This is a genomic window from Mangrovibacterium lignilyticum, from assembly GCF_010882175.1.
Classification (GTDB): domain Bacteria; phylum Bacteroidota; class Bacteroidia; order Bacteroidales; family Prolixibacteraceae; genus Mangrovibacterium; species Mangrovibacterium lignilyticum.
The window spans coordinates 481,673-504,517 of sequence record NZ_WKLH01000002.1 but is presented as its reverse complement, the minus strand read 5'-3'; the positions used below and the strand labels follow the sequence as shown (position 1 = coordinate 504,517).

19 protein-coding genes are annotated in these 22,845 nt (G+C 41.2%); 18 read left to right on the top strand and 1 reads right to left on the bottom strand.

What is annotated here, in order from left to right:
- Positions 1-7 precede the first annotated feature (7 nt).
- The 17 genes from GJV22_RS09480 (at position 8) to GJV22_RS22395 (ending at position 20,467) form a co-directional block, all read left to right on the top strand.
- Positions 8-595, top strand: coding sequence for an HD domain-containing protein (locus GJV22_RS09480; RefSeq protein WP_163712178.1), 588 nt, complete (start codon positions 8-10; stop codon positions 593-595).
- Between the two features lie 39 nt (positions 596-634).
- Positions 635-1,519 (top strand): YitT family protein, encoded by an 885-nt coding sequence (locus tag GJV22_RS09475; RefSeq protein WP_163712175.1) that lies wholly within the window; start codon positions 635-637, stop codon positions 1,517-1,519.
- A gap of 99 nt (positions 1,520-1,618) precedes the next feature.
- On the top strand, positions 1,619-2,131 hold the full coding sequence (locus GJV22_RS09470; RefSeq protein ID WP_163714913.1) for a sensor histidine kinase: 513 nt from the start codon (positions 1,619-1,621) through the stop codon (positions 2,129-2,131).
- A gap of 85 nt (positions 2,132-2,216) precedes the next feature.
- Positions 2,217-3,224 (top strand): hypothetical protein, encoded by a 1,008-nt coding sequence (locus tag GJV22_RS09465; protein ID WP_163712172.1) that lies wholly within the window; start codon positions 2,217-2,219, stop codon positions 3,222-3,224.
- A 187-nt stretch (positions 3,225-3,411) separates the two neighbouring features.
- Positions 3,412-3,723, top strand: coding sequence for a hypothetical protein (locus GJV22_RS09460; protein WP_163712169.1), 312 nt, complete (start codon positions 3,412-3,414; stop codon positions 3,721-3,723).
- Between the two features lie 81 nt (positions 3,724-3,804).
- Entirely contained in the window at positions 3,805-5,298 is a 1,494-nt protein-coding gene (locus GJV22_RS09455; protein WP_205461809.1) for a HAMP domain-containing sensor histidine kinase, read from the top strand.
- Positions 5,299-5,300: 2 nt separating this feature from the next.
- Positions 5,301-9,188, top strand: a complete 3,888-nt coding sequence (locus GJV22_RS09450; RefSeq protein ID WP_163712164.1) for a LamG-like jellyroll fold domain-containing protein — start codon at positions 5,301-5,303, stop codon at positions 9,186-9,188.
- 72 nt (positions 9,189-9,260) lie between these two features.
- Positions 9,261-12,608, top strand: coding sequence for a sensor histidine kinase (locus GJV22_RS09445; RefSeq protein ID WP_163712161.1), 3,348 nt, complete (start codon positions 9,261-9,263; stop codon positions 12,606-12,608).
- A complete protein-coding gene (locus tag GJV22_RS09440) occupies positions 12,605-12,985 on the top strand; it encodes a response regulator (protein ID WP_163712159.1) in 381 nt (126 codons plus the stop codon). Before GJV22_RS09445 ends, GJV22_RS09440 begins: the two co-directional genes overlap by 4 nt.
- Complete coding sequence (locus GJV22_RS09435; RefSeq protein WP_163712156.1) at positions 12,982-14,022, top strand: adenylate/guanylate cyclase domain-containing protein; 1,041 nt, start codon at positions 12,982-12,984, stop codon at positions 14,020-14,022. The genes GJV22_RS09440 and GJV22_RS09435 overlap by 4 nt, the downstream gene beginning before the upstream one ends.
- A 72-nt stretch (positions 14,023-14,094) precedes the next feature.
- Positions 14,095-14,982, top strand: coding sequence for a YitT family protein (locus GJV22_RS09430; RefSeq protein WP_163712153.1), 888 nt, complete (start codon positions 14,095-14,097; stop codon positions 14,980-14,982).
- 38 nt (positions 14,983-15,020) lie between these two features.
- Positions 15,021-15,599: an HD domain-containing protein gene (locus GJV22_RS09425; RefSeq protein ID WP_163712150.1), complete on the top strand. Its 579-nt coding sequence runs from the start codon at positions 15,021-15,023 to the stop codon at positions 15,597-15,599.
- Between the two features lie 445 nt (positions 15,600-16,044).
- Positions 16,045-16,434, top strand: a complete 390-nt coding sequence (locus GJV22_RS09420; RefSeq protein WP_163712147.1) for a nuclear transport factor 2 family protein — start codon at positions 16,045-16,047, stop codon at positions 16,432-16,434.
- Positions 16,435-16,628: 194 nt separating this feature from the next.
- Positions 16,629-17,417: a hypothetical protein gene (locus tag GJV22_RS09415; protein ID WP_163712144.1), complete on the top strand. Its 789-nt coding sequence runs from the start codon at positions 16,629-16,631 to the stop codon at positions 17,415-17,417.
- Between the two features lie 179 nt (positions 17,418-17,596).
- A complete protein-coding gene (locus GJV22_RS09410) occupies positions 17,597-18,679 on the top strand; it encodes a DUF3500 domain-containing protein (protein ID WP_163712141.1) in 1,083 nt (360 codons plus the stop codon).
- Positions 18,680-18,840: 161 nt separating this feature from the next.
- Positions 18,841-20,025, top strand: coding sequence for an MFS transporter (locus GJV22_RS09405; protein ID WP_163712138.1), 1,185 nt, complete (start codon positions 18,841-18,843; stop codon positions 20,023-20,025).
- A 190-nt stretch (positions 20,026-20,215) separates the two neighbouring features.
- Entirely contained in the window at positions 20,216-20,467 is a 252-nt protein-coding gene (locus GJV22_RS22395) for a hypothetical protein (RefSeq protein WP_394367540.1), read from the top strand.
- On the opposite strand, the gene GJV22_RS09395 is transcribed toward GJV22_RS22395, so the two are convergent.
- Positions 20,424-21,464 (bottom strand): GMP reductase, encoded by a 1,041-nt coding sequence (locus GJV22_RS09395; protein ID WP_163712131.1) that lies wholly within the window; start codon positions 21,462-21,464, stop codon positions 20,424-20,426. The two genes, GJV22_RS22395 and GJV22_RS09395, sit on opposite strands and share 44 nt — an antisense overlap.
- Positions 21,465-21,707: 243 nt before the next feature.
- Here GJV22_RS09395 and ahr point away from each other — a divergent pair, with 243 nt between their 5' ends.
- Positions 21,708-22,715, top strand: a complete 1,008-nt coding sequence (gene ahr / locus GJV22_RS09390) for an NADPH-dependent aldehyde reductase Ahr (protein WP_163712128.1) — start codon at positions 21,708-21,710, stop codon at positions 22,713-22,715.
- The last annotated feature ends 130 nt before the right edge of the window (positions 22,716-22,845 follow it).

The window sequence follows — 22,845 nt, the reverse complement described above, 5'->3', positions numbered from 1 at the left end:
TATAATTATGAATATTACGAAATTGAAAAAATATATACTGGAAAAATTCCAGCATTTGATCCCCGGAAATTTAAGTTACCATGGCATTCATCACAGCTTGAGTGTGTTGGAGGTTTGTGGTCAATATATTGGTCAATTGGAAATAACGGAGCATGATGCCTTTTTACTTCAAACAGCCGCGCTCTTTCACGATTTGGGCTTTACGCACGGGTATGATAACCACGAAGAGCAAAGTGTTCTGATTGCCGCGGAGGTTTTGCCGGAATTGGGCTATTCAATCACCGATATTGAAAAGATTGCCGGCATGATTCGGGCGACTAAACTCCCTCAGAATCCCCAAAACCTGTTGGAGGAAATTATTGGTGATTCAGATCTGGATTATCTGGGAACCGACGAGTTTTATACAACCGGCGAAACGCTCTATCAGGAGTTGTTTGCGAATGGTAGAATTAGCAGCCATGAAGAGTGGGACCGCTTGCAGGTAAATTTTCTGCGCACACACCGCTATCACACAACTTTTGCTCGCCAATACCGGGAGCCTCGTAAGCAGCAACACTTGCAGGAAATTCTGGACAAATGGTCCTGGACTATTTAACTTTGCTATTTGAATATGAATGATTAAAACGAACAAGCTATGGTGGTAAAGAACAAAATTCATTGGAAAAGTATCTATTCAGTTAAATCAATTATATACACTGTTTTGGGTGTGTTATGCGCGATTGTCGCTTTAAAGGGGTTTATGATGCCTAATCACTTTTTGGATGGTGGTGTGACTGGTTTGTCCATTTTGGCACACGAGTTTACCCACTATAACATTAGTATATTTCTAATTCTTTTCAATATCCCATTCCTTGTAATTGGCTATCATAAAATTAGCAAAACATTTGCAGTCCGAGCATTCTTGGCCGTTCTGCTGCTGTCAGTCCTGATGAATTACATCGATATTCCGGTTGTTACGAACGATAAAATACTGATTGCTGTCTTTGGCGGATTTCTGATTGGTTTGGGCGTAGGATTGGTGATTAAAGGAGGTGGTGTGATTGACGGTCTGGAAATAATTGCTGATTACACCAACAAAAAATCAGGCTTTAGTACCGGTGAAATTATTCTGCTCATCAATACCTTTATTTTCCTGACTGCTGCTTTTGGTCTGGGTATCGAACCGGCCATGTATTCGATTCTGACTTATTTTACGGCAGTAAAAACCTCCGACTATGTCGTTGATGGATTTGAAGAATACACGGCACTGACGGTCGTTTCGAAACACCATGAGGATGTGAAGCACATTATTGTGAATGATTTTCAACGGGCAATTATGGTTTACAAAGGAGAGCGGGGCTATTTGCCCGATAGTTTCGATCTGAAATACGATTGTGATATTGTGATGAGCATTGTCACCCGCCTGGAGATTCACCGCATAAAAAATGCGATTCTAACCAAGGATCCTGAAGCGTTTTTTTATGTGCAGAGTATCAATGAGGTAAAAGGCGGAATCGTAAAACAATTGCGTAAACACTAGACGAAAATAAGTTCGTTTTAAATTGCTAATAAGCAGATTTCGTTCCTGGAAGAGAGCTTTTTAAAGCTTCATGGCTGAAGGTGATCTTATGTGAAAGGGATGTTACAACATTCCATGAGCAGTTCCGGACAAAAAGAAGCCAGAGATCTCAATGCGCTTGCAGATAAATATTTGGGATTGTCTTATCATGGGTTACGGGACAAGGATAAATCGTTTAATGCAGATTTCAGGTTGGAAGTCGAAGATGGTATTCCCAAACTGAATGTCGTTCCGCAAGATATTGGGCGGGTTTTGCTTAACTTGACGAATAACGCTTTATGTGTTGTAAGTGAAACGGTTAAGCGGAGGGGCACCTACGGTCCTTTAGTTGTTGTAAAAACATTGAAGACCGGTAATGGAATAGAGATCTATATCAGAGATAATGGGCCCGGCATACCAGAAACAGTAAAAGAGAAGATATTTCAACCCTTTTACACGACAAAACCCACAGGCAAAGGAACCGGGCTCGGATTGAGTTTAAGCTACGATATTGTGAAAGTACATGGCGGTTTGATACAGGTGAATTCTACCGAAAATAAGGGTGCTGAATTTACCATCGTATTGCCGTTCTGAACAGAACTGGGCAATAAGATGTACGAATCTTATTGTCAGATAAGTATTTGTATTTGTAAATTTTGATAACAACCATTCAACCCATATGAAAAAGATCTTTTTTACAATACTAATTATCAAGTTAGTTTTTATCGCTACTCCGTCTTGGAGCCAGGATACACAGATCAGGGGATTTGTAGATGTACTTGGAAAATATGAAACGGGAGATAAGCTGTCCTTTGGATTTGGGGAACAGGATCTTTTTATCACTTCGGTGTTAAGTGATCGTATTTCATTTTTAGGAGAAACCGTTTTTAAGTTTGATCCTTTGTCGCATTCCGAATTTTCGATAAGTGTCGAGAGGGTTATCATCGACTATAATCTGAAGGGAAATAACGATTTACTGATGGGCAAAGTACATACTCCATTGAACTATTGGAATGATACTTACCACCATGGTCGGCTTTTTTTTCCCACCATTGAACGACCACTTTTATTTAAAGCAGAAATTATACCGATACATACAGTTGGCGTTGGTGTACGCGGACACGATTTGGGAGACCTCAGGTTCGGGTATGATCTGTATATCGGGAATGGAATAGGATCAGAAGATGTTAAAGACAATGATAAAAACAAGTCGATTTCCATGGCGGTTCATGTCAAACCCGCCGGACGGCTCAGGCTCGGGCTTTCGTGGTATAACGATGTGATTTCGAACGGAGCCGATTTGCATGGTAGAACGTTAGACTGGAAGGTAAAACAAAATCTGCTGACAGCATCAGTTTCAACCTTTGGGAAAAAAGTTGAAATCCTGGCAGAAGGTACCGCTGGCTTTAATAAAACAGACACTACAGGGGTGACCAAATCCTTCGCTTCTTATGTTTACGCGGGGTACAAAGTCACCCCTAAGGTAATACCCTATTTACGTTACGATTACTTGCATTTTCAGGAAGGTGAAATTTACTACAACAAAAACAATGTAAGCTCCGTGGTTGCAGGTATTCGGATTGAACTAAACTATCTGGCGGTTGTGAAGCTGGAGTATCAATACGAACATTCCGAACTTTCGGACAATACGAGTACAATAATGACCCAATTTGCAATAGGATTTTAGAATGAAAAAACAACTTACATATCATCTAAGACTCCGGAAAAATCATTTTCGGACAAGCTGGTTCTGCCTGGCGTTTCTGCTATTGTTTTTGGTGAGCGCGAGAGCCGAACAACCTCGTCTGACCGTTGTGGGAAATCAGTCAGGTGCTCCACTCGCGATGAAGTTTTCTGAGTTAAAATCGGTCCTTATGGGAGAAAAGCTAAAATGGGACGATGGAAAAAGAATACTCATCGCGCTTATGAAAACAAGTACCGAGGTGGGGAAGACAACGTCTTCGGATCTATACGACATGACGGGTGATGAACTGAATAAATACTGGCTGTCCCTGGTGTTCCAGGGTAAGGCACAGGCTCCCAAATTTTTCAATACAAAATCAGAACTCGAAGCTTATGTGTCACAAAACCCCGGAGCAATAGGTGTTATTGATGAACCTTTGGCAAACAACGAAATAAAGATTATTGCCATTGATGGGGCAACCCAACTCAATTCGTCGGAATAGAAAGATAATTTTTAAATAGCAACGCGTATGATTTTCTCTCTAAAATCGAGAATTTGGCTTACCGTATTTTTAATAGTGGTAATGTTCACCTTTTTTACGTTGTACTACTTCCCGGAGCAACAACGCAAGGCGTTGCTAAAGAATTATAATACCGAAGTTCAGAACCTTGTAAATTCTGTTGCATTGGGCGTAAACATTGCGCTAACCGATCAAAACTTCGAAAACCTGGGGGCTGCTGTTCAACTCGTTAAAGATGATTCACGCCTGAAGTTTGTGAGCATGGTGCAGTGCGATACGGTGTGGAATGAAGATCATACCAGTTTTACGATTGAGAAATCAGTTTTTCGAACATTTCCCGCCACCGAAAATCCTGATCCGTATATTGAGTCATTCGAAGGTCTGGTCATTAAACGGGGAACCTACAATACACCCATTATTTGGGGCGATATCATACTTGCTTTTACGACCAACGAGATCAACCGAAGTGAAATGAAGATCCGATACACTTCGCTTATTGTGAGTGGATTTGTACTTTTTATCGGTTTGCTTTTAGGCTTTCTGCTATCTCGAAAAATATCAGTCCCGGTACTTGCTTTGCGCGATGCCGCCCGAAAAGTAGGTGAAGGTAACCTGAATTTGAAAGTGCACATTAAATCTTCCGATGAAATCGGCGAACTGGGAAATGCCTTTAATAAAATGGTGGAAGACCTTTCGAATACTAAAAATGAACTCGAAGAAAATTATAAAGAGTTAGCCCAAACAAATACCACATTAAAAATTACCCTTTCCGAATTAAAATCTGCTCAAGCTCAGTTAGTGCAGGCCGAAAAAATGGCTTCGCTTGGTGAATTGACTGCCGGCATAGCCCATGAAATTCAGAATCCACTCAACTTTGTCAACAACTTCTCTGAGGTGAGCAATGAGATGATGGATGAAATGAACGAGGAACTCAACAAGGGAGATGTGGAAGAAGCTAGGGCAATCTCAAACGACATCAAGCAAAACCTCGAAAAGATCAATCACCACGGCAAGCGGGCCGACGCCATTGTAAAAGGAATGTTGCAACATTCGCGAACATCGGTCGGGCCCAAAGAATTAACCGATATCAACGCGCTTGCAGATGAATATCTGCGCTTATCGTACCATGGTTTTCGGGCAAAAGACAAATCCTTCAACGCTGATTTTAAGTTAGAAGTAGAAGATAATATTCCGATGATAAATATTGTTCCGCAGGATATTGGTAGGGTGTTGCTAAATCTGATTAATAATGCATTTTATGCGGTTGCGGAAAAGGCCAAACAAAACATAATAGACTATAGTCCGTATGTCATTGTAAGAATAAAAAATCTTAAGAACAAGATCGAAATTAAGGTAAATGACAATGGTGATGGTATTCCCGATTCTGTCAAAGAAAAGATTTTTCAGCCCTTTTTTACCACTAAACCAACCGGGCAGGGAACCGGACTTGGACTAAGTTTAAGCTATGATATTGTGAAGGCTCATGGAGGGGAGTTGAGGCTTGAATCTGACTCTAAAACGGGAACGACGTTCATTATAACACTAAACGAAGTATAATCATGGATAAGGACTTTCGCATTAGAACACTTGTTATTGCACTATTGCTTTGCTGTTTTGCTCCTGCTTATACACAAGCACAGAAGGTAGTATTAACACATTCCTATACTTTTGATGACGGTACAGCTAAAGACGTTGTTGGGGATGCCGATGGGGTGATGAAAGGCGGTAAAATTAAGAATGGGAAGTATATTACCACAAAAGAAGGCCAGTATATTCAACTACCCGCTAAAAAGATCAAAATAAACACCTACTCTTCTCTGACATTAGAGGCTTATGTTGTTGCCGGCAAAGATAATGTTGAAAACACGATGCTGTCCTATTTTGGAAATGTAAACGATTGGCGAGGAATCAATTATATCTTTCAATCGCTAAAAAATAATGGAATCAGCAGATCAACCATCTCCTGTAAAGATGACTTGACTCCCTGGAGTTCTGAAACCTCATCCTCATCCAACAGTCCGATAGACGATGGGTTGCCACATTATTTAGTAACGACTTTTGACAATAAAGAACTCCGGTTTTATATTGACGGGCTATTGATGGATGTACAAACCATTGAAAATAACGCCTATAATTTTCTGGAAAATATAAGTGATTCTTTGGCATATCTGGGTAAAAGTGGATATAGTCGCGATTCAACCTGGCTGGGAGCTATTGATGCCTTTAATATTTATGAAGGAATTCTGGATGCCGAAACCATTGAAAATTCAGCGCTTGACTACCTTCCAGAGCAAGTTTTAGCAGCCCGAAGTAAGTTGGAAATTAATCCGAAACCGGTATTAGAGCATGCTTATACCTTTGATGATGGCACTGCACGAGATGTAGTTGGCCATGCGGATGGATTGATGAAAGGGGGAAATATAGCAAACGGGAAATACATAACTACAGAAGAAGGACAATACTTAGATCTCCCCGCCAAATTAATCAAAATAAATGCTTACACTTCTCTTTCCTTGGAGGCATATATCATAGCAGGCAAGGAAAATGGTGAAACTACTATGCTTTCCTATTTTGGGAATGAGGGTAAAATTTTGGGAACGGATTACATTTTCCAATCTGTAAAAAATAGTGGTTTTCCATTATCATCCATTTCCTGTAAAACAAAAACAGCGCCGTGGTCGACAGAAACGAAGACTACTTGTAACCCATTTAATGACGGTCTACCTCATTATATCGTAACAACGTTTAACAATTTGGAGCTAAAGCTCTATGTCGATGGGATCCTTGTCGATTCTCAAACGAACAGGGAATATCCGGATAATCGCCTTGAAAATATTGGAGATTCGGTAGCTTATTTGGCCAAAAGTGGGTTTAGTTCAGACCAGACATGGCTTGGCGCCATTGACGCCTTTAATATTTACGAAGGAATATTGGATGCTGAGACCATTGAAAAATCAGCGCTTGCTTATCTCCCTGCTCAAGTTGTGGCTGCTCGTGGCAAGTTAAAAGGTGGCATGCAGATCGTTCAATCCACTAATATCGACAGTCTTCAGACACTTATCAATCAAAGCAAAGACAACGAAGAAAAAGTTAAATGGTTGAACGATTACGCCCGTTTTCAATTTTACAATAAAGATTACATCAAGGGGTTTGATGCTACCATTAAGGCCCGTGAACTTGCCAAACGGGTTGATTTTAAAGCAGGAGAAATAATGTACCATTATACCTTGGCAGCATTTCTCAGATATGGTGACTTATATAATTACCATGTATCAAAAGCGCTTGAACTTGCCGTTAAACTAAATCTTAAAGACCAAGTTGTAGCCCCGGTTATCCCGGACAATTATTACCCTTTTCAGATAGACGAGTATCAAAATTTTAAGTCGGCATATGATTATTATAAAAAGCTGGACGAAACAGAAATACAGGCAACAATAACCGCTTGGTTTATTAGCGTTTTAGAAGCAGAGAAACATCCAGCTGAAATGATTCCTCAACTTGAAATCCTAATATCATTATGCAAAAAAATAGGTGAAATATACCCGGTATTGTCTGCATATAGTTATCTGGTTTATCTTACTTCTATCACAGGAGATTTAGAAAAAGGAGAAAAAGTCAAACAGGAGTTAAAGGAATTTCTTGGGACCATTAAAGATCAAAATGCGCTGGGTCCTATCAATTTTCAATTGGCTAACTTTTACAGGGACAATGGGCAATCCGATCTGGCTTTAAAACATTATCTCAATGCGTTAAAATACTCTGAGTCAATAAAAGACTCAAATATGATGGTATATGAATACGATCAAATGACGGATTTATATGGGACGCTGGAGATATATTCTAAACAGGTGGAAATCAACGATAAACTAATTGGCCTATTGTTAAAATTAAAAAGAGACGATGAAGCAAATTGGGCAAAAGTCAGAGCGATATTTGCCTTAAGGTCAATTAAAGATTATGATAAAGCACGCAGGTATATCCATAGTGCTATAAAAAACGGAAACAGCGCAAGTCACATGCCCATGGTTGGGAATAAGAACGAATTGGAAGGACTGATTGCAATGGATGAAGAAAATTACGAAGATGCTATTAGAAAATTTAATCAGGCTTTAAATATTTATGTTGCTTACGGTGCAAACGACGGAGTCCAGTGGATTAGAAACTATCTTGCATCTTGTTACCACAATTTGGATGAAAATAAAATGGCATTGAAGTATGCTTTAATGTCAATTGAAAACTCAAAAGCCAGAAGTAAGGACGACAAATATGAAAGGGTAATTAACCTTACAACCTCAAAAATTTATGAAGCGTTAGGAAATGAGTCAATGGCATATCAATACCTGAAAAAATACCAGGAGATTATTGACAAACACAATAGCATAGAATCCAACCAGGGAGTATTTCAAACCTTAATGAGCTCAGTTGTTGAAGACAGCCAGCAACAAATTGATCAACTGGAACAGGAAGGGGCTCTAAAAGAACAGCAAAATAAAACCCAGCGCTTATGGATTTTTAGTATAACCGGAGCTTTGTTGTCAGCAATTCTGGTACTGTTTATTCTTTATCGGAACAATAAAAACAAACAAAAAGCAAACAAATTGCTCCAGGAGCAAAAAGCAGAAATTGAAACACAGAAAAAGAATGTTGAGGAAACATTATCAGAACTCAAGTCTACCCAGGCCCAGCTTATCCAATCCGAAAAAATGGCATCGCTTGGTGAACTCACCGCAGGAATTGCGCATGAAATACAGAATCCATTAAATTTTGTCAATAACTTCTCGGAAGTCAGTATTGAGCTAATTGATGAAATGAATGAAGAACTTGAAAAAGGAGAAATCAACGAGGCCAAAGAAATATCTGGCAATATCAAGCAAAATCTGGAGAAGGTAAATCACCACGGTAAGCGGGCTGATGGTATTGTAAAAGGGATGTTGCAACATAGCCGGGCTGGATCGGGACAAAAAGAAGTTACCGACATCAACAAACTGGCGGACGAATATCTGCGGCTTTCGTATCATGGGTTACGGGCGAAGGACAAGTCGTTTAATGCCGATTTTAAACTGGAGGCAGACGAAGACCTTCCTAAAATAGAAGTTGTTTCGCAGGATATTGGGAGGGTGTTGCTCAATTTGATCAATAATGCATTCTATGCTGTAAATGAAAAAGTTAAGCAAAACAACAACAGTTTCAAACCATTGGTTGTTGTACAGACTAGAAAAGCTGATGACAAAGTTGAAATAAGAGTAAAGGACAACGGCCCGGGTATACCGGAAAATGTAAAGGAAAAAATATTTCAACCATTTTATACCACCAAACCAACCGGGCAGGGAACAGGTTTAGGCTTAAGTTTGAGCTTTGATATCATTAAGGCGCACGGAGGAGAAATACAATTAGAAACAAATGAAGGAGAAGGAACTGAGTTTATCGTTCGATTGAATATCTCATAGGACTAACAGATAAAACCAAGACTGTTATGATACGTTTACATAGTCAGTCATAACGTCTCAAACGAGTAAATTATGAAAAAGCTGATTTTTGAATTCTGGGTAGTACTTACTGTGGTTTGCGGCTTTTGTATAACCAGCCTTGCACAGTCTATCGAATTCAGGAAAGTTGTGCCCGATGACGGCGGCAATTTTACTTCGGTTACGAATATCAAGCAGGACCGGGACGGTTTCATCTGGTTTACGACCAAGAAAGGACTCTACAAATACGACGGGAGTCAATTGACTTCTTTTGCAAACGACCCCAATGATCCCAATTCATTATCAAACAACTTTTTGCTTTGCCTTCATATCGATGACAGCGGCATAATCTGGACGGGCGGGCTGGGAAGCGGTATGGATCGTTATGATCCGGCCACCGGCAAATTTACGTGCTATAAACACGATCCTAATAATTCGGGCAGCCTTGCAAACGATACCATCAACGACATTTTGAGGGATCGATATGGTATATTGTGGATAGCTACCCAGCAGGGACTGGATCAATACGATCCGGGAACAAACACTTTCAAACATTTCAAATCGGTTAAAAGTGATCCTGCCACACTCAGCGACCGGATGGCTCGTATTCTGTATGAAGACCGTCAGGGAACTTTGTGGATCGGTACGGGAAGTCCGTTTGCAACAAATGGCGGACGACCAGAGGATGGAGGCTTGAGCCGTTACAACAGAAATAATGGAACATTTACCAGGTTCCAGCATATTCCGGGTGATGAGCACAGTTTAGTGAATAATAAAGTTAGTGCAATTTACGAAGACAGGGATGGTATATTGTGGATCGGAACCGTTCACAATGGTTTGCACAAAATGAACCGGGAAAACGGAACTTTTACTCGGATTTTGTACGATCCTGCACACCCCGAAAGATTGAGTATTCCGGAATATACCGGGCCAAGTGAAAACGACTTTATCCATTTCATCACACAGGACACCTTGGGCGGCTATTGGCTGGGAACAAAACGGCAGGGGCTTTTTTATTATGATCCGGCAGAAGGGGAGATGCATCAGTATCTTCGGAACCTGAATGAAGAAACCGGCTTTGCCGACATCTGTGCGCGAATAGCACTGACTTCAAACGACGGCGTATTCTGGGTGGGAAGTGACCAGGGAAATCTCTACCGTGTAAATCTGTTGTCACGCGAACTGCCGCACACGAAAGTTGCAACTGCTCCTGTAAATCAAATTTTTGAAGAGTCGGACGGATCTTTTTGGATAGGAAGCCGAAAAGCGCTGATACGAATGGATAAAAAATCAGGACAGACAAAAAGCTATGGTCCGGAAATAAATTATTCTGATGACGGCGCCACAAATTATGGAATCTACAGCATGAGATACGATCATGAGGGGAATTTATGGATTGGTGGAGCCAGTGGATTGTACCGGTGGAATGCGTCCGATCAAACATTTACCGGTTATCAGCATGATCCTAAAAATGCGAATTCAATAAGTGCTGATGTAGTGTTTTCAATTTTTGAGGATCGTAATGACAGCCTTTGGGTGGCTACGTTCCGCGGGCTAAACCTGTTGAATCGAAAGACCGGAAGTTTCAAGCAATATTGGATCAATCGGGCAGATACAACCCAGGGCGGCACTAATTTAATCACATCAATTGTTGAGGACAAAGCAGGTAAGTTATGGACCGGTAGTTGGAGTAGTGGGGGGATCAATCAGTTTAATCCGGTTACCGGAACTTTCAGAAATTATCTGCGAGGATTTTCAGTCGGCTTTACGTTTGAAGACTCTGACGGAGCTTTATGGGTAGGAACCAATAAAGGACTATTCACATACAATCCAGAGATTGACAATTTTATTCGGATTAAGGATTTCTCTTCCGATGTTTACAGCATTGTTGAGGACGATCATAAAAATCTGTGGGTTGGAACGTCTGACGGAATTGTGAAACTGAACCCGGATAGAAACGAAACCAGTTTGCTTGCTTCTAATTTGGGCGTAAGCGATTTGTCCCGGTTTTCAGGATATAAAGCAAAAAACGGGGATCTCTATTTTGGAAACGGAACCGGTTACTATCATTTTAACCCGGTTGATTTTCTCCGAAAATTACCGTTCCCCGAGATCGTTTTTTCAGGATTTAATATTTCAGACCAGGTCATACATCCGGGTAAGAACGGGCCTTTATCGAAGAAGCTTCAGGAAACCAACGAAATCACATTAAAATACAATCAAAACATTTTTTCGTTCGATTTTACAATCATTGACTATAGCAATCCGGAACAGAACCACTTGTTATATTATCTCGAAAATTACGATAAGGAATGGATTGAAGCCAATTCGGGCCGTAAAGCCTACTATTTCAATGTTCCACCCGGCAAGTACGTCTTTCACGTTAAAGGATCGAACGGTTATGGCGTCTGGGCTGAAAAGCAGGTTTCGATAACAATTTTGCCCCCCTGGTATCGGAGTTGGATTGCCTGGCTGACTTATGCTCTGATTTTTATTGGTTTGGTGTTTGCATTCGACAGGTTCCAGCGGAGAAGGATTGTTCGAAAAGAAAGGCAGAAGAACCAGGAGCGGGAGTTGGCTCAGGCCAAAGAAATTGAAAAGGCATACAATGATCTGAAGACTACTCAAAAGCAGCTTATTCAGGCGGAAAAGATGGCATCACTGGGTGAATTGACAGCCGGTATTGCCCACGAAATTCAAAATCCCTTGAACTTCGTGAATAACTTTTCGGAGTTGAACAGCGAATTAATTGCTGATCTGGAAGTTGAAGTTGAAAAAGGAAATCTGGAAGAAGTAAAGGCAATTGCCAAAGACATTAAAGATAACGAGCAGAAAATCAATCATCATGGCAATCGGGCCGATGCCATTGTAAAAGGTATGTTGCAGCATAGCCGTGCCGGATCGGGACAAAAAGAACCCACTGATATCAACAAACTGGCGGATGAATACCTGCGGCTTTCGTATCATGGACTGCGGGCCAAAGACAAATCGTTCAACGCCGATTTTAAGCTGGAGGCAGACGAAAAACTGCTCAAAGTGAACGTGGTTCCGCAGGACATTGGGCGGGTATTGTTAAACCTGATCAACAATGCTTTTTATGCGGTGTCGGAGAAACAGCAAGGTCAACCGCAAGGCTATCAGCCCCGGGTGCTGGTTTCAACACACCAATTGGACGATGCGGTCGAAATCAAAGTTTCTGACAATGGAAGTGGAATCCCTCAGGATGTTGTCGATAAAATTTATCAGCCGTTCTTTACCACCAAGCCAGCAGGTCAGGGAACCGGGTTGGGTTTGAGTATGAGTTATGATATCGTAACAAAGGGACATGGAGGTGAGTTAATAGTAGAAAGTAAAGAAGGACTAGGGACCGAATTTAAACTTATAATACCCATAGCGCGATGACAAAGATCTTAGTAGTTGATGACGAAATGGACGTCCAGCCATTGTTCGAGCAACGGTTTAGACGAGAGATAAAGAATGGTGAAATAGAGTTCGAATTCGCTTACTCGGGTGAGGCTGCTTTAAGCTGTATGGAGAAATACTTGCACGAAGCAATTCTAATTCTCTCTGATATCAACATGCCGGGCATGAGCGGCTTGCAATTATTGGAACACATTAAACTGAAAAATCACACACCACCTCCTGTTGTCATGATGATTACTGCTTACGGAGATTCAGATAATTACAACAAAGCCATGGAGCTGGGGGCTGATGATTTTCTGACCAAACCGGTAGATTTTGCAGCGTTAAAGAATAAAATTAAACTGTTGGGAACATGACAAAAATATTGGTAGTTGACGATGAAACGGACCTTGAAGTTCTCGTAAAGCAAAAGTTTCGAAAGAAGATTAGAGAGCAAGAATATGAATTTGTTTTTGCAATAAATGGCGTGCATGCACTGGAGCAGTTACAAACACATACCGACGTCGATATTGTTTTAAGCGACATTAACATGCCTGAAATGGATGGGTTGACTTTATTAACCAAAATTAGCGAGCAACATACTCTTTTGAAATCGGTCATCATTTCAGCCTACGGCGATATGACCAATATCCGAACTGCCATGAATCTTGGAGCCTTCGATTTTATTACAAAACCCGTTGATTTTAAGGATCTGGAACTTACTCTGGAAAAGACCGTGCGGTTCGTCAACCAAATGCGGGATACGCTTCGGGCCGTTAAGGAGAACAACATTCTGAAAATGTATGTCGATCAAACAGTTTTGAATTTTATGGACTCCCGGGAATTTGAGGCCTCCATTACTGCTAACGAAACGGTTGAGGCTGCTGTAGCGTTTATCGATATCTGTTCCTTTACCTCCATTAGTGAACACGAATCGCCCGATACGGTTGTGAAACTACTGAATAGCTATTTTGATATCATGGTGAAAGAAATCATTGCACAAGGAGGCTTTATCGATAAGTTTATCGGCGATGCCATCATGGCTGTTTTTCGGGGCGACTACCACATGGATCGGGCCATTGATGCTTGTTTGGCGGTGAGGAATAAATTGGAATCCTTGCCATCAATCACAGAAACTGTGAATTTTAAACCAGACGTTTCTATTGGGATCAATTGTGGAGAGATGATTTCGGGAAATATTGGTTCATCTAGTTTGCGGCGGCTGGATTATACGGTGATTGGTGACGCTGTCAATATCGCCCAGCGGCTTCAGGCGTCAGCAGCACCTGGGCAAATCCTGGTCAGCGAAAATTCTTACCAAAAGGTCAAGGAGTTTTTCAAGTGCCGGATAAATGGTGAGCTAACATTGAAAAATAAAACTAATCCAATAGCAACATACGAAGTCATTGAATGATATTGTATTGAGAGGTGTTTCTGATTTTACCTCTTCAGTACTATTCATTTAAGTATACCAAAAGCAGAAATCATGGCTAAGAAAAACAGCGTTAAGTGGGAGTCGATCCTTTCTTTGCAATCCATCAGTTTAACTTTAGTGGGAGTGTTTATTTCCGTTGTTGCATTGGAAGGATTTTTGATTCCCAATAATTTTTTGGATGGCGGTGTTACGGCGGTATCCATTCTGTTTCGGGGAATCTTCAACATTCATATTAGCATCTTGTTGGTTGTTATTAATCTCCCTTTTCTATATCTCGGTTATATAAAGATTGGAAAAACTTTTGCCGTCCAGTCACTCATGGCCATCTTGATGACAGCTTTGCTTTTGCTGGTTATTCATATTCCTGCTTTTACTGATGATAAATTACTGATTGCTGTTTTTGGCGGATTTTTGATGGGTTTGGGAATTGGCCTGGTGATCAGAGGTGGAGGAGTGGTTGACGGGCTCGAAATCATCGCTCATTATACCAAGCGAAAAGTTGGCTTTACAACCAGCGAGATTATCATGCTGTTTAATTCCTTGGTTTTGCTAGGGGCAGCCGTCAAATTCGGACTCGAGCCTGCCCTGTACTCTATTCTGGTGTACTATACGGCCATGAAAACTTCTGATTATGTGGTGGATGGCTTCGAAGAATTTACATCGCTCAGTATAATCTCTAAAGATTACCAAGCTGTCAAGTCACTTATTGTAAATGACTTTGGGAAGCCGATTACTGTTTATAAAGGAGAACGGGGATACCTTCCCGGAGCTTACGATGTCAAATATGATTGTGATATTGTCGTGACGGTGATTACACGGCTGGAAATTCACCGGATTAAACAGGAAGTACTAAAACTAGATCCCAATGCCTTCTTTTTTGTCCAAAGTATAAAAGAGGTGAAGGGGAGTTTTCTACCCAAGCATAACAAGAAGAATTAGCAGGGGGTAAGTTGCCGAACATGATCAAAAGAAGCGCAATGAGAATTATAGAGTTGAAGAAAATGGTGACAGATAAGCTTAAGGCTGAACTTTCAGAAAAACTGACTTATCATGGAGTCCATCACACGCTCGGAGTTTTAGATGTTTGTGAGGACTATATTGAACGAATGAATATCACTCCAAAAGAAGCTGAACTTTTGCAAACAGCTGCTTTATTGCACGATACCGGATTCATATGGACTTACACTGAGCATGAGGAACGAAGTATTGCTTATGCCCGCGAAATATTGCCCGAATGGAATTATTCGCAGCCTGAGATTGAGATCATTGCCGGAATGATCCGTTCGACCAAAATCCCGCAAAAGGCGAATACCGTTTTGGAACAAATTATTGGAGATGCCGATTTAGACTATTTGGGAACTGATTCCTTTCCTGAAATCAGTGAAACATTGTACCAGGAACTTGAGGCATTCCATAAAATTCAAAACAGGGAAGAGTGGGAGCTTTTACAAATCAGCTTTTTAACAAACCACCGTTTTCATACGGCCTATGCCCGGAAGTACAGGGAGCCTGTGAAACAAGTGTTTTTGCAGGAATTGCTTTCTGAAAATCTGTAAGGAATTCAATACGGATTCGTTCTTTGGTGGAATTTCAATCTTGTAAGTTGCTGTTTGTTAGGGTGTATTGTGATTGCGTGATAGGCCGATGTTCCATGATTACGTCATTCCGATAAATTGAATATTTCAAATTAGATAGGATGGCCTTTAGAGTCGAATTATTTATTTTGAATAAATCTAAATAAGATGTAACTATAACTGCTACTTTATTCGTAGTAGTGAGTAATTGTTCAAATTCTAAAAATCCAAAAATCATACTCCTCATCTGACTGTGGCGAGAGTAAGTCACTCGTTTTTACCTGAATTGAAAACGACTATGTGATATCATGAGGGCAAATCAGTATGATTAAAATACCCGGCAAGGCAAAATTATTCTTACAGTTTCATCAATCGAAATTGTACCATCATATCCGCAATTTAACGCAACTACGAAATTTTGTAATCGATGAAAAACTTAGAGCTTTTGAAAAAAGGATACCAAGCTTTTGGTGAAGGTAATATCGCGGCTGTTTTAGAGACTTGGCACGACGATATTGTATGGGAAGAATGTTCTGGCATGCCCATGGTTGAAGGTGATGGTAAATACGTTGGGGCCAATAATGTGGTGGGAAAAGTACTTGCCCGGCTCCTTGAGTATATTGACAATTTTAGTCTTGAGATCTCCCACTTTATTGATGGAGGAGATCAAATAGCCATGGTTGGTTACTATAAAGGTACTTTGAAAAGTACCGGAAACACATTCCGGGCTCAAGCCACACATGCGTGGAAATTCAAAGACGGGAAAGCGAGTCACTTCTTCCAGGCAGTTGATACAGCGACCATTCTTAAACCTTAACTGTAGCGTTGCGAACTATGGAGAATTTATTTCTTAAAACCACTCGGCAACTGGAGAAGTTCTAAAGCAGGTATTTTGATCTTCTTATTAAAATTTTCACCCCGCTGTTCAAAACTAAATTTAGCATTCGAGCTAAAAGATAATCCGTCAGAATTTCACTGATGGTAAGCTATTTAATCCTAAAAACGATACTTATGAAACGAATTTTGACATTAACGTTGATTGTATTTTTGGCTCTTAGCCTCAAGGCGCAGGAAAACGACGCAAAAGAGTACTTGTTATTCGAGTTTATGCAGGTTCCCGATGAAAATGGAAGTGACTATTGGGATGTTGAATCCTTTTGGTCTGGTATTCACCAACAGCGGGTAGCCGATAAGTCGATCATTGGGTGGGATCTTTGGTCATTAGTTCCTTCAGGCACCAAGCAGGGATCACAGTTCCTTACCGTAACAATTTTTCCGAGTTTAAGCGCGATGCTCAATGCGATGAATTCGCTCGATGTAATGGGCTACGCGAAAAAAGCATACCCGGATAAAACAGATGAAGAATTAGGTGCTATGCTTACGAAAACCGTCAAGTCCAGAGATATGGCACATCAAGTTTTGTTTGTCGGCGTCGATCAGACCAAAGATGATTTTAAAATGAAAGTTGGCACCATTGTTACTTTAGATATTATGAAAAAATTGGATGACAGCTATGAAAAGGTTGAGTCTGAAATCTTCAAGCCTTGGCATCAACAGATGGTGGAGCAAGGCAAGAAAGCTCACTGGGGTTTGCTAAGAACCATTTTGCCGGCTGGTAGTCAGGCTTATGCAACTAATATTGCCTACAGTTTTTATCAGAACATGAATCAGTTAGCCGAATTTATGGAAGGTTCGGGAGGTGAAATGGATATGAGAACCAAGCTTGCTGTATCGAAAGGCTTAGAAACACGCGAGTGGAAGGAGATGAGAATCGGAAGACTGGAGATGATGGTCAGATAGGGCGGGAAAAGAGTACCATCGACGATCAGGTAAGCAGCTTTCAACGAAAGCATGTTGCCTGATCGTTTCAGGTAAATCCCAATTGGTTTATTCAAAAAATGGAAATCTGACAAATTAGATTTCAACAGATATTCTGATTCCTGAATAACCATCCAATTATTGATTAACTAAATGAGAAGATGATGAGAAAAACAGGATTGCTAATTTTCGTACTTTTAGTTGGATTCACTGCGGTATTTGCGCAAACATGCCAGCAAATAGGTGAGCGACTAAATCAATTTCTGACAACTTTAAGTCCGGAACAAATCCAGCAAGTCAGTTTGAATTTTGAGGATTCGTCGAGGGTGAAATGGACCAATCTCCCGGTTGGCATGGCCAAACGTCCGGGGATCAGATACGGTGATTTATCGGAATCAAGCAAAATTCAGTTTCATCATCTGTTAATCACTTTGTTTAGTTCTCAAGGGTATTTGAAAACAACCAGCATTATGAAGCTGGATGACATTATAAATGAAGTTTACGAAACGGCCTATCAAAAAAAGGAAATCAACGACGATTTAATCGCTGAGCTTAGGGCTCTGAACTGGGGTTATGGTAATTACTACATTGCGGTTTGGGGTAAGCCTGGAGATACAAACCCTTGGGGATTTAAGTTTGGAGGTCATCATATTTCAATCAACTTATCTGCGGTTGGTGATGATCTTTCGGTTACTCCCTTTTTTCTGGGTGCCGATCCTGCCGAGGTTCACACAACAGAGTATGCCGGGTTGCGGGTTTTGAGCAAAGAGGAAGATTACGGGTTTCAGTTGATTAATGCACTGTCAGCAAAGCAGCAGGCCATTGCCACTTTAAGTAAAGGCGTACCGGCAGATATTATCACGAACCCAAACAGCGAGCAACGGATAACAACATACGAGGGGATTAAAGCCAGCGATTTGAATCCCGAACAACAGGAATATCTGAAGTACATCGTTACAGAGTACATCAACAACCTTGAGCATGAAAAGGCACATGAATACCTGAACAAATTTTACAAGACAAGTTTAGATAGCATCTATTTTGCCTGGATTGGAAGTTATATCGCTCAAAAGGCACATTACTATGTCATCAATAGTCCCACCTTTTTAATTGAGTACGACAATATGGGATTTCAGAAAAACGGGAATCACATTCATTCCATTTGGCGGGAGAAAGGAAACGACTTCGGGGAAGATATTTTGAAAGAGCATTATTTGGAAGACAAACATTCACTATCCGACTGACAAGCAATAATACAGTTCTTTCAAAATAGCCGTCAACAATGGTATGAGAATAAACTCGGCTTAATTTTCTACCTTTAATAAATCTTGGGAATATTAATTCTGCTAAAAACAATAACAAATTGAAGACTACAACAGAGAAACATCCTTATCCAAGCGTTTTCATGTTTCTACTGATGCCTTTTGGTGTTATGAGTGGATATGTAACGGTCACCATTGGATATTTGCTCACTCAAGCTGGAATACCTCTAGAAAAAGTTGCGCCAATTGTAGCTATAACTTTACTGCCCAACATTTTTAAGTTTGCTTGGGCGCCACTCGTTGACACCACATTAACCGTAAAAAAGTGGTATGTCATTGCAAATATTGGCACTGCCTTAGGTATTTTTTTAACGGGCATTCTACCCTTAAAAGTAGAATCGTTGACACTAATGGCCGTAATTGTATTTCTCCTGAGTTTGGTAAACACAATTGTTGCCATGTCAACGGAAAGTTTATTAGCTCACGATACACCAGACCATTTGAAAGGAAGAGCCGCCGGTTGGTTAAATGCCGGAAATTTGGGCGGATTGGGATTAGGCGGAGGGGCGGGACTCTGGTTAGCACAGCATCTTTCAGAACCTTGGATGGCAGGGGGAATCATTGCATTGGCCTGCCTGTTGTGTACTTTTGGATTACTGTTTTTATCGGAGCCAACGTCGTTTATTAAAGACAAGACTTATATCAAGACAATTGGCAATCTCAATCGGGATATCTGGACACTGATAAAATCGCGCATGGGATTTTTAGCGCTCTTTTTATGCTTCCTGCCTTTAGGAACGGGTGCAGCATCAAATTTATGGTCGTCGGTTTCAAATGATTGGAACGCATCAGCTGACACCGTAGCTACCGTTGTGGGAGTTGGAGGAGGAATACTTTCCGCAATAGGCTGTCTAATCGGAGGATGGATTTGTGACAAAATGGATCGGAAGAAGGCTTACATTCTTTTTGGCATGGTACAAGCATTATGCACCGTTGGAATGGCTTTCAGTCCTCAAACAGAATTGACGTTCATTATTTGGACCTCACTTTATGCCTTAAGTTCGGGGTTGGCTTATGCCGGATTTAGTGCCTTTGTTCTTGAAGCCATCGGGAAAGGGGCAGCCGCTACAAAATATAATGTATTTGCTTCGCTTTCGAATGCACCAATTTATTACATGATTTACATTGATCAATGGGCTCATGGGAAATGGGGGGCGTTTGGTATGCTTTCAATAGAATCAATTATGGCGCTTTTGGGAGCAATCTTCTTTGTGACAATTTTTGTATCATTAAACAAAATGAGACCTGTTGTTGTGACTAATAGATAGAACTTCAACTCATAGTCGGCGTGAGTTTGCATTTTTTGTCTGGAGATAAGTTTGAGACTTATTAAGATTGCTGTGAAACTTTTCGGAAAATACGGTAGCAACTTGTTGCCGAAAATAACGTGTCGGATTATTTACGTTACGCTGTTGGCGAATTACTTGGGTCGTAACTGGTATTCTGATCGCCCTGCAGTTGAACAATTGGAACGAACGCCACAAACAAAATATAGAAAAGAATTTGATTGTTCAGTCGCTGGGTGCAGACCTGAGAATGGACACACTGATTCAAATAGCCCGATTCGGGTTTGATCCCAAAATTCACGCAAAGGTGACGTTTCACGACAATACATTAAAAAGCTTGCTGTCAACCGGGTTATTTCATAGGAACGGGTATATGCCAGTTAGTCTTTATATATCCGGTTTTCCTGTTCGGCAACACGAATAAATGTTGTGCGTTTAGTCAGTTCCTTCAACTTAGATGCGCCAACATAGGTGCAGGTACTGCGGACACCTCCTAGAATGTCAAGTACCGTCTCCGTTACAGGCCCACGGTAGGGGACTTCAACGGTTTTTCCTTCGCTGGCGCGATAGTCAGCTATTCCACCAACATGTTTTTTCATTGCAGTGGCAGAACTCATTCCGTAAAACTGGCGATACTTTTTGCCATTCCGCTCAATGGTTTCGCCACCGCTTTCATCGTGCCCCGCAAACATACCACCTAACATCACGAAATCAGCACCGGCACCAAAGGCTTTCGATACGTCACCCGGCGTTGCACAGCCTCCATCGCTGATAATCTGGCCGCCCAAACCATGAGCGGCATCCGCACATTCTATAATCGCTGAAAGTTGCGGATAGCCAACACCTGTCTTAACTCGAGTTGTGCAGACTGAACCGGGACCAATGCCAACCTTGATAATATCGGCGCCGGCCAGCAGTAATTCTTCTACCATTTCGCCGGTGACCACATTGCCGGCCATAATAATTTTATCAGGAAATCTTTGTCTCGTTTCACTTACGTAATGGACAAAATGTTCAGAATAACCGTTCGCAATATCAATACAAATGAATTTTAGGTGAGGGTTGTGTTTGAAAATCTCAGCTACTTTCTCCGAATCGCTTGGTCCTGTTCCAGTGCTCACTGCGATATAATTTTCAGTGCCTTTGGGGGCTTTGGCTAAAAACGAATTCCATTCCTCGATTGTATAGTGTTTATGCAGTGCCGTGAATAATTGGTTATTCTGCAGTGCCAACGCCATTTCAAAAGTACCTACGGTATCCATGTTTGCAGCCATTACCGGAATACCTGTCCACGTTTGGTTAGTGTGCATGAACTTGAATGTGCGCTCCAGACTAACTAAGGAACGACTTTTTAGTGTAGACCGTTTGGGTCTGAACATGACGTCCTTGAACCCAAGTTTAACTTCGTACTCGATTCTCATTTTTTTGTCGTTTTAGTGTTGCAATACAAGGTTAAGGCGAATCAGGCAAAAAAGCAACCTGTTGTATTGCCGTTTTCCCGGACCGATGCAGCAACTGTTTTATTGTGAAAATCTCATTTGTATATTATAATCAATTGAATTTCAGAAAATAATAAACGTATTTACATTACAGACGTATTTGTATTTTATTATTTATTGCGATAACTTTAATAGCAAATAGTTCGAAATTTAATCCAAATTAATATGACGACAGTAAAAGCATATGCAGCGAGTGAAGCAGGCGGCAAACTGAGTCCGTTTAAATACGATTTACCCGCATTGGGAAGCGAGCAGGTGGATATTAAAGTTCATTATTGCGGGATCTGTCATTCTGATTTGAGCATGCTCAATAACGAGTGGGGCATGACTACTTACCCCTTCGTGCCAGGCCATGAGATTATCGGTGAGGTGATTGGCGTTGGGAATGAAGTTAAGAGTATTAAAGCAGGCGATTTGGTGGGACTCGGCTGGAATTCATCTTCCTGTATGCATTGCGAACAGTGTATGAACGGCAGTCACCATCTTTGCTCAAGCGTCGAGGGAACCATTGTTGGACGTCACGGTGGATTTGCCGATTATGTGCGTTGCCATTGGTCGTGGGCTATTTCGTTGCCTGATGGAATTGACCTTCAAAAAGCTGGCCCGCTTCTTTGCGGAGGAATCACAGTCTTCAATCCCATTTTTTTAGCTGGTGTGAAGCCAACTGATAAAGTTGGTGTAATTGGCATTGGCGGATTGGGCCATATGGCTTTGAAATTCCTGAATAAATGGGGATGCGAAGTTGTTGCTTTTAGTTCGAACCCCGACAAGAAGGAACAAATATTGGCGATGGGGGCTACCAAGGTTATCAACTCAAGAGATCCAAAAGAGTTGGAAAGCATCGCTGGAAGTTTGGCTTTCATCTTGAATACAACGAATGTGAAGCTGGATTGGAATGCGTATTTAATGACCTTGGCTCCAAAAGGCCGATTGCATACCGTTGGTGCTGTACTGGAGCCGATGGAGATACCCGCCTTTTCTTTAATTATGGGTGAAAAATCGGTCGCCGGTAGTCCGGTTGGAAGTCCGGGCTTAACCAAAACCATGCTCGACTTTTGTGTTCGGCACTCAATTTACCCAATGGTTGAAGAGTTTCCGCTGAACCAGGTTAACGAAGCCATGGCGCACCTCGGAGCGGGGAAGGCCCGATATCGAATCGTTTTAAAAGTCTAAAGGATGGTGCTTAAGGTAATATTCCTTTGTTCTGAATTCTTGATTCATCTATCACCAGAAAACAAATAAGAACTGATCCCTGTCTGTCAGAAGATGAACTTCTGTTTCAGTTACTGAATGAAGTGTAGCC

Bases quoted from the DNA above. Each gene is read 5' to 3' on its own strand.
- GJV22_RS09415 (WP_163712144.1), top strand. From the start codon at position 16,629: ATGAAACGAATTTTGACATTAACGTTGATTGTATTTTTGGCTCTTAGC.
- GJV22_RS09475 (WP_163712175.1), top strand. From the start codon at position 635: ATGGTGGTAAAGAACAAAATTCATTGGAAAAGTATCTATTCAGTTAAA.
- GJV22_RS09450 (WP_163712164.1), top strand. From the start codon at position 5,301: ATGGATAAGGACTTTCGCATTAGAACACTTGTTATTGCACTATTGCTT.
- GJV22_RS09440 (WP_163712159.1), top strand. From the start codon at position 12,605: ATGACAAAGATCTTAGTAGTTGATGACGAAATGGACGTCCAGCCATTG.
- GJV22_RS09410 (WP_163712141.1), top strand. From the start codon at position 17,597: ATGATGAGAAAAACAGGATTGCTAATTTTCGTACTTTTAGTTGGATTC.
- GJV22_RS09480 (WP_163712178.1), top strand. From the start codon at position 8: ATGAATATTACGAAATTGAAAAAATATATACTGGAAAAATTCCAGCAT.
- GJV22_RS09465 (WP_163712172.1), top strand. From the start codon at position 2,217: ATGAAAAAGATCTTTTTTACAATACTAATTATCAAGTTAGTTTTTATC.
- GJV22_RS09405 (WP_163712138.1), top strand. From the start codon at position 18,841: ATGTTTCTACTGATGCCTTTTGGTGTTATGAGTGGATATGTAACGGTC.
- ahr (WP_163712128.1), top strand. From the start codon at position 21,708: ATGACGACAGTAAAAGCATATGCAGCGAGTGAAGCAGGCGGCAAACTG.
- GJV22_RS09455 (WP_205461809.1), top strand. From the start codon at position 3,805: ATGTTCACCTTTTTTACGTTGTACTACTTCCCGGAGCAACAACGCAAG.
- GJV22_RS09445 (WP_163712161.1), top strand. From the start codon at position 9,261: ATGAAAAAGCTGATTTTTGAATTCTGGGTAGTACTTACTGTGGTTTGC.
- GJV22_RS09420 (WP_163712147.1), top strand. From the start codon at position 16,045: ATGAAAAACTTAGAGCTTTTGAAAAAAGGATACCAAGCTTTTGGTGAA.
- GJV22_RS09460 (WP_163712169.1), top strand. From the start codon at position 3,412: ATGGGAGAAAAGCTAAAATGGGACGATGGAAAAAGAATACTCATCGCG.
- GJV22_RS09470 (WP_163714913.1), top strand. From the start codon at position 1,619: ATGTTACAACATTCCATGAGCAGTTCCGGACAAAAAGAAGCCAGAGAT.
- GJV22_RS09435 (WP_163712156.1), top strand. From the start codon at position 12,982: ATGACAAAAATATTGGTAGTTGACGATGAAACGGACCTTGAAGTTCTC.
- GJV22_RS09425 (WP_163712150.1), top strand. From the start codon at position 15,021: ATGAGAATTATAGAGTTGAAGAAAATGGTGACAGATAAGCTTAAGGCT.
- GJV22_RS09395 (WP_163712131.1), bottom strand. From the start codon at position 21,464: ATGAGAATCGAGTACGAAGTTAAACTTGGGTTCAAGGACGTCATGTTC.
- GJV22_RS09430 (WP_163712153.1), top strand. From the start codon at position 14,095: ATGGCTAAGAAAAACAGCGTTAAGTGGGAGTCGATCCTTTCTTTGCAA.